This is a genomic window from Bacteroides sp. GM023, assembly GCF_014750685.1.
In the GTDB taxonomy this organism is placed as follows: Bacteria; Bacteroidota; Bacteroidia; order Bacteroidales; family Bacteroidaceae; genus Bacteroides.
In genome coordinates this window covers 516,602-530,062 of record NZ_JAAXGE010000003.1, presented here as the reverse complement: position 1 = coordinate 530,062, position 13,461 = coordinate 516,602, and the positions used below count along the sequence as shown (strand labels likewise).

Sequence of the window (13,461 nt, the reverse complement as noted above, 5' to 3'; positions counted from 1 at the left end):
TTTTTCTTCCGATTAAAGGGATGAACAGCATGTGCCCGACGTCCAAACGTGCTGACCTGAAAAACTAATTGGTCGCTTCAACTGTTTTATTTTCAGTAGAAACTTTTAAATTACAGGCACATGAAAAAAGATATGCTTAAAGAGTTGCTGGCAAAGCCCGGAAAAAAACATCTGGTATCGGATTTCGATTCGTCATTCACGGGTGATTCGTCCAAGCAGGACGCTAAAGAACAGTTGGCTAAAGATGTTGAGAAACTCTCAGAGCTGCAAAGTATGCTTTATGCACAAGACCGGTATTCGATTCTGATTATTTTTCAGGCGATGGACGCAGCCGGAAAGGACGGGACTATCAAGCATGTGATGTCCGGCATTAATCCGCAGGGATGCCAGGTGTATTCATTCAAACAGCCCTCTGCCGAAGAATTAGACCATGATTATCTTTGGCGTATCAATCGTTCACTGCCTGAAAGAGGACGTATCGGTATCTTCAACCGTTCGCAATACGAAGATGTATTGATTGCCAGGGTGCATCCGGAAATCATTTTATCCAATAAACTGCCGGGGATTGAAACGGTGAAAGATATTGATCCCGACTTTTGGAAACGCCGGTATCGGCAGATTAATGATTTCGAACGTTACCTGACAGAAAATGGAACAGTCGTTCTGAAATTCTTCCTCAACGTATCGAAAGCTGAACAGAAAAAGCGATTTATGGAGCGACTGGACGATCCGGCAAAAAACTGGAAGTTCTCTTCCGCAGATATCAAGGAACGCCAGTTTTGGGATGAGTATATGAAGGCTTATGCGGATGTATTGACGGAGACATCGACTGAAGTGGCTCCCTGGTATGTGATTCCAGCAGATAATAAATGGTTCATGCGGTATGCAGTGGGACGAATCATTTGCGACCGGATGCAACAATTGGACTTGCATTATCCCAAACTGTCAAAAGAAGGGTTAGAGAAATTGGAAGAATGTAAGAAAAGTGTATCAGACATTAACTTTTGATTTGCTTGCGCTTATCCTTTTTTATTCTAACTTTGTAGAAAGACCTACATATAAAACAAAAATTGATAAGCTATGAACATTCAAGTATTTATTCAAAACTTTAGAGAGGCATTCGGAGAAACTGCCGAACTGCCTCTCGTATTTTGGTATTCGGATAAGCTGGAAGGGGAAACCGAGAAGATAAACGGTTGCTTCTTCAAAGGTATGAAGACGGTTAGAGAAGGTGGCATTATCAGCCTGAATGAAGAGAATATCGGCTGCGGTGGCGGCAAGTTCTATACAGGTTTTACTGAAATGCCGGAACGTGTGCCGACTTTTGTTTCACTCAAAGAGAAATACAAGAAGACTCCGCAAATGGTTATTGACTTTGTGGAGCAAATCGGGGTTTCGAGAACGGAAAAGAAGTATCTCCACTTTGTACGAATAGATAAGGTGAAGAGCTTTGAAGAGGTAGAGGGGATTGTTTTTCTAGCCAATCCTGATATGCTTTCCGGGCTGACGACCTGGGCTTTCTATGATAACAATGCAGAAGACTCTGTAGTTTCTACTTTTGGCTCCGGTTGCAGCAGCGTAGTGACTCAAGCTACCATAGAAAACCGGAAAGGCGGTAAACGTACTTTCATCGGTTTCTTCGATCCCTCCGTCCGCCCCTACTTCGAGCCGGATAAACTAAGCTACACTATACCTATGTCAAGGTTTAAAGAGATGTATCTGACTATGCGCCAAAGCTGTCTGTTCGATACGCACGCATGGGGAAAGATAAAAGAAAGGATGAACGGATAAGTCCCCCGTTTGCCTTTGAAAGTTTCCCGTAGTGCAACTATAGTTTCCCCGTAGACAAACTATAGTTTCCCCTACGGGGTAACAACAGTTGTACTGCGGGGAAACTATAGTTGCCCTGCGGGAAACAAATTCTTTCCCACCGGACTAAAAAAATATGCCGGCAGGATTAAACCTTTTATCAGGTGAGAAGTCTTATTATTAATATATTATCGTTCTATTTAACCATTAAAGTATCAACGAAAATGGAAACATCTGCCAAACTCTATTCGCTGAAATACAGCAATGTGAAAACTTATCTGTTTGCCTTGCTTTTTGTAGCCGGTAACATTGCACTTCCACAATTATGTCATCTTGTGCCTTACGGCGGTCCTACTCTATTGCCGATTTATTTTTTCACACTGATTGCCGCTTATAAATATGGTTTCTTTGTAGGATTATTGACAGCTATTTTTTCTCCTGTTCTCAATCATTTATTATTTGCCATGCCTTCGGAAGCGGTACTTCCGATTCTATTAATAAAATCTACGTTGCTCGCCGGAGCTTCCGCTCTCGCCGCACGTACCATGAAATCAGTTTCTTTACTTGGTATTCTTGGCATCGTACTATCCTATCAGATTATAGGAACCGCTTTTGAATGGGTACTCACCGGAAGTTTCTATGTAGCCGTACAGGATTTCCGTATCGGTATCCCGGGAATGTTAATTCAATGGTTCGGCGGATATGCGCTCTTGAAAGCGATTGCAAAACTCTAAACAAATAGAAAGATGGATAGAAGGGACTTTTTAAAAACAGTAGCGATCACCGGAGCAGCTCTGACTATACAGCGTTCAGAAGCTATGGAGATACTAACTCAGACTATCAATAAAGCAAATGGAGACAATCCCGACCTGGTGGCTGTTATGGGTGGAGAGCCGGAAGCGATGTTCCGCCGTGCCATCAGCGAACTGGGTGGAATGAAACAGTTTGTGAAACCGGGACAGAAAGTAGTTGTGAAACCTAATATCGGTTGGGATAAAGTACCGGAACTGGCAGGTAATACAAACCCGAAGCTGGTTGAAGAAATCGTGAAGCAATGTTTTGCTGCCGGAGCTAAAGAAGTGACGGTATTCGACCATACTTGTGATGATTGGCAGAAATGTTACAAAAATAGCGGTATCGAAGCTGCCGCCAAAAGTGCGGGAGCTAAGGTAATGCCTGCTCATTTGGAATCTTACTACAAACCGGTAGATCTGCCAAATGGCAAAAAGATGAAGAAGGCAAAAGTACATGAAGCGATTCTGAATTGTGACGTGTGGATTAATGTCCCTATTCTGAAGAATCATGGCGGAGCCAATCTGACAATCTCAATGAAAAATCATATGGGAATTGTATGGGATCGTGGTTTCTTCCATCAGAATGATTTGCAACAGTGCATAGCGGATATATGTACGTTACAGAAAAAGGCTGTGCTCAATGTAGTAGACGCTTATCGAATTATGAAAACTAATGGTCCACGAGGACGTTCGGCGTCAGATGTTGTCCTGGCAAAAGGATTGTTCATTTCACCGGATATTGTAGCTGTAGATACGGCTGCTGCCAAGTTCTTCAACCAGGTACGTGAGATGCCATTGGATACCGTAGGACATCTCTCCAAGGGAGAAGCTTTGAAAGTAGGTACCATGAACCTTGACAAACTGAATGTCAAGCGAATTAAGATGTAAATTATAATGTTAAGAAAGATACGTATCGTACTATCAGTCCTGCCTTTTGTACTGATTACTTTTTATTTTATAGATTTCGCAGGGATATTACCGAATAGTTTTCATAGGTTAGCACATATTCAATTTATACCTGCGCTGATATCATTCAGCGTAGGTATATTGCTTTTTCTTATTGTACTGACTTTGCTGTTCGGACGCGTTTATTGCTCAACGATTTGCCCGATGGGTATTCTGCAAGATGTCGTTGCACGCATTTCCAAATCGACAGGAAAGAAAAAGAAAAGGTACAAATACAGCCCTGCCAAAAACATATTGCGATGGAGCATCGTCGGAGTGCTGGTAATTGCTTTTATTGGCAAATTTACTGCTGCAATAGGAATATTGGACCCATATAGTGCTTACGGGCGTATTGCGGTGCATGTATTCAAGCCTGTCTATATGTTAGGGAATAACTTGCTGGAATCTGTCTTTTCAAAATTTGAGAATTATACGTTCTATCAGGTAGATACGTCCATGCTTAGTCTTTCCTCCCTGCTTATCGCAATACTTACGTTCGGAATCATTATTATATTGGCATGGAAACATGGAAGAACCTGGTGCAACACAATTTGCCCTGTCGGGACTGTACTCGGATTTTTAAGCCGTTTTTCTTTATTCAAGGTTCGCATTGACGCTACGAAATGTAATGGTTGCGGGCTTTGTGCTACCAAATGTAAAGCTGCCTGTATCAACAGTAAGGAACATATCATTGACCACAGTCGCTGCGTAGATTGTTTCGATTGTCTAGGGACTTGCAAACAGAAGGCTTTAGTTTATAGTCCTGCAACAAAAAAGCAACAATCGCTTTCGGAAGAAGTTGCCACATCGGCAACTACTGATTCTTCCAAACGACGTTTCCTTGTTGCCGGCCTTATTACTGCCGGAGCAGCACCTAAGATTCTCTCACAAGTCCAGGAATCTGTGGCAACCATGCAAGGGAAAAAGGCTTATAAAAAGGAAAATCCGATTACTCCGCCGGGTTCTGTCAGCCAGGAGCATTTCCAGCAGCAATGTACGTCGTGTCATCTTTGTGTAAGCAAATGTCCGTCGCATGTTCTGAAGCCGGCTTTCATGGAATATGGACTGGCAGGCATAATGCAACCTACTGTCAATTTCGATAAAGGATTCTGTAATTTCGATTGTACGGTTTGCGGAGATGTATGCCCCAATGGTGCCATTCTTCCTTTGACTGTCGAGCAGAAGCACCTCACTCAAATGGGAACCGTGGTATTTATCGAAGAAAACTGTATTGTCTATACAGACGGAACCAGTTGCGGGGCTTGTTCGGAGCACTGTCCCACTCAAGCCATCGCCATGGTACCTTACAGGGATGGGCTGACCATCCCTCATGTGAATACAGAGATATGTGTAGGTTGCGGAGGTTGTGAATATGTCTGTCCTGCACGTCCGTTCCGGGCTGTATATATTGAAGGAAATCCTGTACAAAAAGAAGCAAAACCATTTAAAGAAAGCGAAGAACATAAAGTTGAAATTGATGGCTTCGGATTCTAACTTCCAAAAAAACTATTCATTATATTCCGCCTACTTTCAATAATTTCACTAAATTCGTGGCGAACTAAAGAAAATAGGATTTCATGGAGGTATATACAAATAACTGGAATAGCCGGAAATATCAGATTGGCTATGCTCTGAGCGGAGGATTTATTAAAGGATTTGCCCATTTGGGGGCAATGCAAGCTCTCTTGGAGCATGACATCAAACCGGACATTATCTCCGGAGTAAGTGCGGGAGCACTCGCAGGAGTTTTCTATGCGGACGGCAACGAACCCCACAAAGTGCTTGATTATTTCTCCGGACATAAATTTCAGGACTTGACCAAATTGGTTATTCCCAAGAAAGGGTTATTCGACCTCTGTGAATTTATTGATTTTCTCCGGACGAACGTAAAGGCTAAGAATCTGGAAGATTTACAGATTCCCCTGATTATCACAGCAACCGACCTCGACCACGGGCGTATGGTTCATTTTCATCGTGGCACCATAGCGGAGCGGGTGGCTGCTTCCTGCTGTATGCCTGTCATGTTTGCTCCCGTCAATATAGAAGGAACTAATTATGTGGATGGCGGATTGATGATGAATCTTCCGGTTTCCACTCTTCGACGTGTTTGTGATAAGGTGGTGGCTGTCAATGTAAGTCCCATCATGGCGCAAGATTATAAGATGAATATTGTAAGCATCGCCATGCGTTCATTCCACTTTATGTTTCGTGCCAATACTTTTCCCGAAAGAGAAAAATGTGATTTGCTGATTGAACCTTATAACTTATATGGGTATAGCAATACGGAACTGGAAAAAGCAGAAGAAATCTTTGAACATGGATATAATACAGCCAACGAAGTGTTGAATCAATTGTTGGCAGAAAAGGGGAAGATATGGAAATAACTCATATTCTCCCCAAAGAACAATGAATACGAATCATAAAAATCTACTCGATATGAATGACGAAAAGAAAATAATCATCTATCAGGTGTTCACCCGCCTGTTTGGAAATAATAACAACCATTGTGTCTACAATGGTGACATAAGCGCCAACGGCTGTGGAAAAATGGCCGATTTCACCCTAAAGGCACTTGGAGAAATCAAGAAACTGGGTAGTACGCATATTTGGTATACAGGTATCATCGAACATGCTACGCAGACAGATTATCGCCGATACAACATCAGTCCCGACCATCCCGCTATCGTGAAAGGAAAAGCCGGCTCGCCTTATGCCATCAAGGATTATTACGATGTTGACCCGGATTTGGCAAACGATGTGCCAGGACGTATGAAGGAGTTCGAGAACCTGGTACACCGTACCCATCGTGCCGGATTGAAAGTTATCATTGACTTTGTTCCCAATCATGTGGCCCGCCAATATCATTCGGATGCACAACCGGATGGCACTACGGAACTGGGAGCCAATGATGATTCAAGCCTGTCTTTCAGCCCTTATAATAACTTCTATTATATTCCACAGGCAGAACTTCATGCACAGTTTGACATGAAAGACGGTGCTGCTGAACCTTATCGGGAATTTCCGGCGAAGGCAACAGGTAATAATCGTTTTGACGCTACTCCCAATATCACTGACTGGTACGAAACAGTCAAACTGAACTATGGAGTGGACTATCAGAATGGTGGCACATGTCACTTCTCCCCGACTCCGGACACATGGATCAAGATGCTGGACATCCTTCTCTTTTGGGCATCCAAGGATATTGACGGCTTCCGCTGCGATATGGCTGAAATGGTTCCCGTTGAGTTTTGGGAATGGGCTATTCCACAAGTCAAAGAGGCTTATCCTGAAATTCTTTTCATCGCAGAAGTCTATAATCCGAATGAATACCGCAACTATCTGATGCGCGGCAAATTTGATTATTTATATGATAAAGTAGGCTTGTATGATACATTACGCAATGTAGCATGCGGATATGAATCTGCCGCTGCCATCACACATTGCTGGCAAAGCCTGAACGGAATTGAGAAAAGGATGCTCAACTTCCTCGAAAATCACGATGAGCAACGCATCGCTTCTAATTTCTTTGCCGGAAATCCACGCAAGGGGATTCCTGCACTCATTGTTTCAGCCTGTATGAACACAAATCCTATGATGATTTACTTTGGCCAGGAATTTGGGGAAATGGGAATGGACAGTGAAGGATTCAGTGGCAGGGACGGAAGGACTACTATATTTGATTATTGGAGTGTAGACACGATTCGCCGCTGGCGCAACGGAGGAAAATTTGATGGTAAGATGCTTACCGAAGACCACAAACGGCTTTATGACATTTATCAGAAAGTACTGACGCTTTGTAACGAGGAAGAAGCAATCACCAAAGGTGTATTCTTTGATTTAATGTATGCCAACATAAATGGCTGGCGCTTCAATGAACGTAAGCAATATACCTTTATGAGGAAATATAAAAATGAGTTATTGTTCTTTGTTATCAATTTCGACAGCCAGTTGGTAGATGTGGCAATCAACATCCCTTCACATGCTTTCGACTTCTTGCAGATTCCTCAAATGGAATCTTACAAGGCAGTAGACTTGATGACTGGCGTTAAAGAAGAAATCAGTTTATTGCCTTATAAACCGACAGACGTTTCAGTCGGAGCCTATAATGGAAAGATACTGAAGATTACTTTTTAAGTAAAAGGCTAAGATTTATATATTCATTGTAACCCGGTCATTATGAATGGCCGGGTTATTTTATGTATATCACCCAAACAAATATTCTCAAAGGCTGTTTTAGGTAGATAAATAATACTCTAAACTCAAGGCTTATGAAGAAGATTAATATCGGGGCGTTCGTATTGCTTTTGTTAATATCTATATCTGCTTTTGCGGGCACCCCTCCTGGTAATGTGCAGACCACTTTTAAGAAGATGTATCCGAAGGCTACTGGTATAGCCTGGTCGCAGGATGGCGGCTATTATTGCGCGAATTTTGTAAAGAATGGATTTACTAAAAATGTATGGTTCAATACACAGGGGCAATGGGCTATGACACAGACTGACCTTGTCAGTCTCGACCGCTTGTCACCCACTGTTTACAATGCATTTGTATCCGGCCCTTATGCGAGCTGGGTAGTGGATGATGTGACTATGGTAGAATTTCCGAAATGGCAGGCTATTATAGTAGTTAAGGTAGGACAAGACAATGTAGACATCAAATATCAATTATTCTATACTCCACAAGGAATGCTACTGAAAACACGGAACGTCAGTTATATGTATGATATTCTTGGTCCAGGTACATTTTTATCCAATTAGAAGAGACTGTTATATATAAAAAAGAAGCCCTCGCAAATATTCAATGATTTGCGAGGGCTCTTTATTCTAAAACAAAAAATCACTTTTTCTTTCTAAGCACTACGGCAGTGCGTGCAGGAATATAAAGTTTCAACCACTCTTTCTTTTCCTTCTTATACAGTGGATCGGCTATTGTAAAGTGAACGACAGAATCATCTGCCAAACCGTTTCCACCGAATGCTACATCATCCGTATTCAGTATAACCTCATAGGCTCCCGGTTCTACCAGAAAACCATAATCAGCGAATGACTGTTTCGGGTTGAAGTTAAAGACGAATATCAAATCCTTACGTCCATAAGCCAATACCTGGTCGCCGTCATTATGCCAGATTTCCTGAACCGGTGTTGCCTGGAAGTCTTTTACACTCTTGATTACTTTCAGCATTTCTGCGTCAAAGTCACCCATATAGTGATAAGTCAGGTTCTTATTGTCCACCAAATCCCATTGGCGACGGGCATATTTGCAAGACCATCCGTTACCCTCACGTGGGAAGTCAATCCATTCAGGATGACCGAATTCATTTCCCATGAAGTTCAGATAACCACCGTTAATGGTAGAAGAGGTCAATAAACGAATCATCTTATGCAGAGCAATACCCCGATTGACTACATAATTTTCATCTCCTTTTTGCATATGCCAATACATATCAGCATCAATCAGACGGAAGATGATTGTCTTATCTCCGACCAATGCCTGGTCGTGACTTTCTGCATAAGATATGGTCTTTTCATCCTGACGGCGATTGGTTACTTCCCAGAACATACTGGAAGGTTTCCAGTCTTCATCAATCTTTTCTTTGATTGTCTTGATCCAGTAATCAGGAATATTCATGGCCATACGATAATCAAATCCATAACCACCGTCTTCTACCTTCGCAGCCAGTCCCGGCATACCGGAAACTTCTTCTGCAATTGTGATTGCTTTCGGATTAACCTGATGAATCACTTCATTGGCCAATGTCAGGTAGCCAATTGCATTATCATCCTGATGACCGTTGAAATAATCTCCATAATTACAGAAAGCTTCACCTAATCCATGACTATAATATAGCATAGACGTTACTCCATCAAAACGGAATCCGTCGAACTTATATTCTTCCAACCAATATTTGCAGTTGGACAGCAGGAAATGAATCACTTCATTCTTACCATAGTCAAAGCAAAGAGAATCCCAAGCCGGATGTTCGCGGCGACCGCCCGGATAAAAATACTGGTTCGGATCACCGGCAAAATTTCCTAATCCTTCCACTTCGTTCTTTACGGCATGTGAATGAACGATATCCATAATTACAGCAATTCCCATCTCATGGGCAGCATCGATCAATGCTTTCAATTCGTCGGGAGTTCCGAAACGTGAAGAAGCAGCGAAGAAACTGGATACATGATATCCGAAACTTCCATAATAGGGATGTTCCTGGATTGCCATAATCTGAATACAGTTGTATCCTTCCTTAGCGATGCGTGGAAGCGTTTTTTCGCGGAATTCGTTATAGGTTCCAACCTTTTCCTCTTGCTGCGCCATTCCGATATGACACTCGTAAATCAGCAAAGGATTGGTGGTAGGCTTAAATGTTTTCTTTTTGAATTTATAGGGTTTCTCCGGTGCCCATACTTGTGCACTAAATATCTTGGTCTGTTCATCCTGAACAACACGTGTAGCCCAAGCAGGAATACGCTCACCTTGACCACCATCCCAATATATATTCAGCTTGTACAAGTCGCCATGATGAATGGCATCTGCCGGCAGGTTAATCTCCCAAATCCCATTCTTTAGTTTTTTCAACTTGTAGGCAGCTTTTTCTTCCCAGTTGTTAAACGTACCTACCATATATATATGTGTAGCGTTCGGCGCCCATTCGCGGAAGGTCCATCCTTTATCAGCGCGATGCAATCCGAAATAAAGATAACCCGATGCAAAGTCTGAAAGAGTCTGTTTTCCCTTATTGGTCAGTTCGGCTTCCTTGTCCAACACAAACTGATGACGACCTGCAATAGCATCGGCAAAAGGTTCCAGCCAAGGATCATTTTTGATAAGATTAAGTGTCTTTTCCATATCAGAATTGAATTTAGATTATGCTTTTACTTTTACGATTACTTTCTTCACACCATCCGGGGTAATGCCGGGAGCGTGTCCGTCCTGTGGAAAGAAGATAGCAAACATTCCCGGTTTCACGGCAACGTATGTTTCAGCTAATCCTTCAAAGAAAGTAATGTCCTTTTCTGCGTTATAAGGAGCGTCTTCAGGAGCACAGTCCTTAGCAGCAGTATAACCCATAATTTCTGTTCCTGACAATGGAATCTGAATATCTATAAATTCGTTATGTGTTTCCAGTTTGGCCTCTTCCTTGGTCTTAGGTTTGGTTTGTGCGATATTCACCAGCAGATCTTTTCCTTTCAATTCTGTCTTACCGATTTCCATGGCTTGAAGGTCATGAGATTTCAGAAACTCAATGGCCTGTGCAAATAAAGGATTTAAAGACGCATATTTCTCCAGATTTTCTAAAGTATCTACTACCATATAATTTTAATTTTAAAGTTTATATTTCGGATATTATTCAAAATCATCAATCGTGTAATTTATAAAATCGGCAAACCGCTTGAATTGACGGAATACCTTATCTATCTGTTCCAACGCATCCGGTTGGGTAAAGAAGTTATCGGGAACATTATAAGAACAAACATATTCCTTGCATTTCAAATAATCAATGTACTTGAAATCTTTCGGGAAACCTTTAGGAGCCGTTTTCAGGAAGTCCTCTCCTATGACCGGAAAGTATTGCTTAAATTCCGGGTCTTCCACGATAGTGACAAACTCTTCGATATTATCATAAATAGACTGCCGAACGGCTTTCAGGATATTGGAAGGCAGGCACAGGCTTCCGCCGGCAAGCATAGAACCATCGGGTTGCAGGTGCACATAGTATCCACAATGATCGGATTTCTTACCCTTTGCATTGATATAACCACCGAAATGTATCTTATAAGGTGTTTTATCCGTAGAGAAGCGGGTATCCCGGTAAATGCGATAGGTGCAGTCTTTGGGTTGGATTCCCCGAATTGTTTCATCAAACAGGGAAATACGGGCAATCACTGTAGCCAAAAAATTGTCAAACTCGGCACGGGCTATCTCATATTCTGCCTTATGCTCATTAAACCACTCACGATTATTGTTCGCGGAAAGATCTTTTAAAAACTGAAAGATAACGGGTATGTTCATCTTTATCATTTTCTATTATTATCCCACAAACGTACAAATTTTATTTCATATAAACTACAAAAGGGGGCAAAAGGACATAAAAAAAGCATCGGCCTGGTAAACCGATGCTCTAACACATTTATCAAAAAAACAGACTCTTCTGTCTCTGACGTACTTTAGCTTTCACAAGTGGAGTACAATCTCTTTAATTAATCTTATATCTAATACTATGAAAAACACATAAATATAACAGTACAAAAGTGACTTTTGTTCAGCAGTTCTCTGTATATTTCAGTTAATTATAGTTTATAGAATAAAATGTTTATCATCAATAGGTAGTATGATACGTCCCCAATCAATCATTGCATTGAATAACATGACTTTAGAGTACTCGCCTAAATGTGTCTGCGAAATGTCTTTTTCCACGATCAGTTGCCTGTCCAAAAGCTCGGCACGTTTTGTTCCCTGGAGCAACGGATGAGAGGGTGTATACCACATTTTCCCGTCATAGAGAGCCACATTGGCTATGGAAGTATCTGTCAGATAACCGTTTCTCACGATTAAGACATCATCCGCGGTTTCTCTTTGGGCATACAAAATATTCAATTCTTCCCGGTTCGTACTTTTATAAGTATAATCAATAGTATCGGCTACAACCAGGCGTAACGAAGAAACTTCCCGCATCTGATATGGTGCATATGTAATTTCTTCTATTTCTCTGCCATATACAATCCGGCATTTATGAATTCCCTGCAATGATTGCGGAGATATAAATTCCTGCAGGGCGAGTGGAGTACTGTCTTTCCAAAAAGCAGCACGAGTCCGATTAAAGCGTTCTGTATGATAGTCGAGATTGTAAATCTTTCCATCTTCTATCCGGATGGTTTCAATAAATGGGCACATATACTTTTTGTTTCATTTCATTATACTCACTTTCCACATCACTCTGACAGGTGATTCCACCGCCACTTTTAAAATACATCTTCTCTCCTTCCTGTTCTACAAAACGTATCATAACAGCACTATCCAAATTTTCACCGTCAAAATATCCCATGATGCCTGTATAAAATCCTCTGTCATAGTTTTCTGCTTCTTGAATGATCTGCATCGTTTTTTTCTTCGGAGCACCAGTTATAGAACCTGCTGGCAAGAGTTTAAAAATGATTTCTCCCAAGTGTTCCTGATAATCCTCCGGCAAAACACCCTGAATTTCCGAACTTGTCTGAAGAATTGCACCTTGATTAGTCTGCAGCGTATCAATATACCGATAACGAGATACCGATACTTGATTGGCAACCATACTTAAATCATTACGTATCAAATCTACAATGGTAGCATGCTCTGCGGCTTCTTTCGGGTCATTCATCAATAACCGGGAGGCATCAGGAATTGAAGCATCAATAGTTCCCTTCATCGGATATGAACTGATTTTCCCTTGATGGATTCGAACGAATATTTCAGGAGAAAATACCGTAAATAAACCTTTAAGCCATAACTTGTAGATAGCTTTTGAACGGAAATAAATATCTTGCAGAGTGAGATTGGTTTCTATTGGAGTGCGGCAAGTCAGATTAGTAAGAAAACTGTTTCCTGCGAAAATATTCCGTTGAACAATATTGAATGAATGCCGATAGATATCAAAAGATTCAGGAAATGATTGCCAATGAATATGTTCTTTCTTATTATTTAGACAAAAATTCTCATTGCTTTTATCCGATGTTGATTGATTAGTAAATCCGTTCAGATTATATAATAATTCAGTAGGATCTACGGATGAAATTTCTTCTACATAAGAAGTATCTTGTAGATAATTAATAATAAAGATAAAAGGGCGACGTAATAGCCCCCAATTATTCATCCGTTTGACGGCTTGTTCCTTCGTATGTAAATGCATAAGAATCCTTCAGTGTTTAGGGAAGGC

Annotated in this window: 13 protein-coding genes; 8 read left to right on the top strand and 5 right to left on the bottom strand. The window is 41.4% G+C overall.

Annotated features, from left to right (window positions below):
• Positions 1-120: 120 nt before the first annotated feature.
• From HC965_RS08770 to HC965_RS08735, 8 genes are all read left to right on the top strand, one after another.
• Complete coding sequence (locus HC965_RS08770; RefSeq protein ID WP_191031136.1) at positions 121-1,008, top strand: polyphosphate kinase 2 family protein; 888 nt, start codon at positions 121-123, stop codon at positions 1,006-1,008.
• 72 nt (positions 1,009-1,080) lie between these two features.
• Positions 1,081-1,791: a DUF169 domain-containing protein gene (locus HC965_RS08765; protein ID WP_191031135.1), complete on the top strand. Its 711-nt coding sequence runs from the start codon at positions 1,081-1,083 to the stop codon at positions 1,789-1,791.
• A 242-nt stretch (positions 1,792-2,033) separates the two neighbouring features.
• Positions 2,034-2,543, top strand: a complete 510-nt coding sequence (locus tag HC965_RS08760) for an ECF transporter S component (RefSeq protein ID WP_191031134.1) — start codon at positions 2,034-2,036, stop codon at positions 2,541-2,543.
• Positions 2,544-2,555: 12 nt separating this feature from the next.
• Positions 2,556-3,491, top strand: a complete 936-nt coding sequence (locus HC965_RS08755; protein WP_191031133.1) for a DUF362 domain-containing protein — start codon at positions 2,556-2,558, stop codon at positions 3,489-3,491.
• 6 nt (positions 3,492-3,497) lie between these two features.
• Complete coding sequence (locus HC965_RS08750; protein WP_191031132.1) at positions 3,498-5,042, top strand: 4Fe-4S binding protein; 1,545 nt, start codon at positions 3,498-3,500, stop codon at positions 5,040-5,042.
• 83 nt (positions 5,043-5,125) lie between these two features.
• Positions 5,126-5,932 carry a patatin-like phospholipase family protein gene (locus HC965_RS08745; RefSeq protein ID WP_191031131.1) on the top strand — a complete coding sequence of 269 codons (807 nt, stop codon included), beginning with the start codon at positions 5,126-5,128 and terminating at the stop codon, positions 5,930-5,932.
• 52 nt (positions 5,933-5,984) lie between these two features.
• The gene (locus HC965_RS08740; protein ID WP_191031409.1) at positions 5,985-7,682 is read left to right on the top strand and encodes an alpha-amylase family glycosyl hydrolase; all 1,698 of its coding nucleotides are present in this window, start codon (positions 5,985-5,987) and stop codon (positions 7,680-7,682) included.
• Positions 7,683-7,816: 134 nt separating this feature from the next.
• Positions 7,817-8,305, top strand: a complete 489-nt coding sequence (locus tag HC965_RS08735) for a PepSY-like domain-containing protein (RefSeq protein ID WP_191031130.1) — start codon at positions 7,817-7,819, stop codon at positions 8,303-8,305.
• A gap of 79 nt (positions 8,306-8,384) precedes the next feature.
• Here HC965_RS08735 and HC965_RS08730 read toward each other — a convergent pair whose 3' ends face one another.
• The 5 genes from HC965_RS08730 to HC965_RS08710 form a co-directional block, all read right to left on the bottom strand.
• Positions 8,385-10,397 carry an alpha amylase C-terminal domain-containing protein gene (locus HC965_RS08730; protein ID WP_191031129.1) on the bottom strand — a complete coding sequence of 671 codons (2,013 nt, stop codon included), beginning with the start codon at positions 10,395-10,397 and terminating at the stop codon, positions 8,385-8,387.
• A gap of 18 nt (positions 10,398-10,415) precedes the next feature.
• Positions 10,416-10,862 carry a YhcH/YjgK/YiaL family protein gene (locus HC965_RS08725; RefSeq protein ID WP_191031128.1) on the bottom strand — a complete coding sequence of 149 codons (447 nt, stop codon included), beginning with the start codon at positions 10,860-10,862 and terminating at the stop codon, positions 10,416-10,418.
• Between the two features lie 33 nt (positions 10,863-10,895).
• On the bottom strand, positions 10,896-11,570 hold the full coding sequence (locus HC965_RS08720) for a DUF2461 domain-containing protein (protein WP_191031127.1): 675 nt from the start codon (positions 11,568-11,570) through the stop codon (positions 10,896-10,898).
• Between the two features lie 276 nt (positions 11,571-11,846).
• On the bottom strand, positions 11,847-12,443 hold the full coding sequence (locus tag HC965_RS08715) for an aminotransferase class IV family protein (RefSeq protein WP_191031126.1): 597 nt from the start codon (positions 12,441-12,443) through the stop codon (positions 11,847-11,849).
• On the bottom strand, positions 12,427-13,434 hold the full coding sequence (locus HC965_RS08710; RefSeq protein WP_191031125.1) for an aminodeoxychorismate synthase component I: 1,008 nt from the start codon (positions 13,432-13,434) through the stop codon (positions 12,427-12,429). The genes HC965_RS08715 and HC965_RS08710 overlap by 17 nt, the downstream gene beginning before the upstream one ends.
• Positions 13,435-13,461: the final 27 nt, after the last annotated feature.

Coding starts and splice junctions, on each gene's coding strand:
- HC965_RS08710 (WP_191031125.1), bottom strand. CDS start 13,434: ATGCATTTACATACGAAGGAACAAGCCGTCAAACGGATGAATAATTGG.
- HC965_RS08770 (WP_191031136.1), top strand. CDS start 121: ATGAAAAAAGATATGCTTAAAGAGTTGCTGGCAAAGCCCGGAAAAAAA.
- HC965_RS08735 (WP_191031130.1), top strand. CDS start 7,817: ATGAAGAAGATTAATATCGGGGCGTTCGTATTGCTTTTGTTAATATCT.
- HC965_RS08750 (WP_191031132.1), top strand. CDS start 3,498: ATGTTAAGAAAGATACGTATCGTACTATCAGTCCTGCCTTTTGTACTG.
- HC965_RS08765 (WP_191031135.1), top strand. CDS start 1,081: ATGAACATTCAAGTATTTATTCAAAACTTTAGAGAGGCATTCGGAGAA.
- HC965_RS08760 (WP_191031134.1), top strand. CDS start 2,034: ATGGAAACATCTGCCAAACTCTATTCGCTGAAATACAGCAATGTGAAA.
- HC965_RS08745 (WP_191031131.1), top strand. CDS start 5,126: ATGGAGGTATATACAAATAACTGGAATAGCCGGAAATATCAGATTGGC.
- HC965_RS08740 (WP_191031409.1), top strand. CDS start 5,985: ATGAATGACGAAAAGAAAATAATCATCTATCAGGTGTTCACCCGCCTG.
- HC965_RS08725 (WP_191031128.1), bottom strand. CDS start 10,862: ATGGTAGTAGATACTTTAGAAAATCTGGAGAAATATGCGTCTTTAAAT.
- HC965_RS08715 (WP_191031126.1), bottom strand. CDS start 12,443: ATGTGCCCATTTATTGAAACCATCCGGATAGAAGATGGAAAGATTTAC.
- HC965_RS08755 (WP_191031133.1), top strand. CDS start 2,556: ATGGATAGAAGGGACTTTTTAAAAACAGTAGCGATCACCGGAGCAGCT.
- HC965_RS08720 (WP_191031127.1), bottom strand. CDS start 11,570: ATGATAAAGATGAACATACCCGTTATCTTTCAGTTTTTAAAAGATCTT.
- HC965_RS08730 (WP_191031129.1), bottom strand. CDS start 10,397: ATGGAAAAGACACTTAATCTTATCAAAAATGATCCTTGGCTGGAACCT.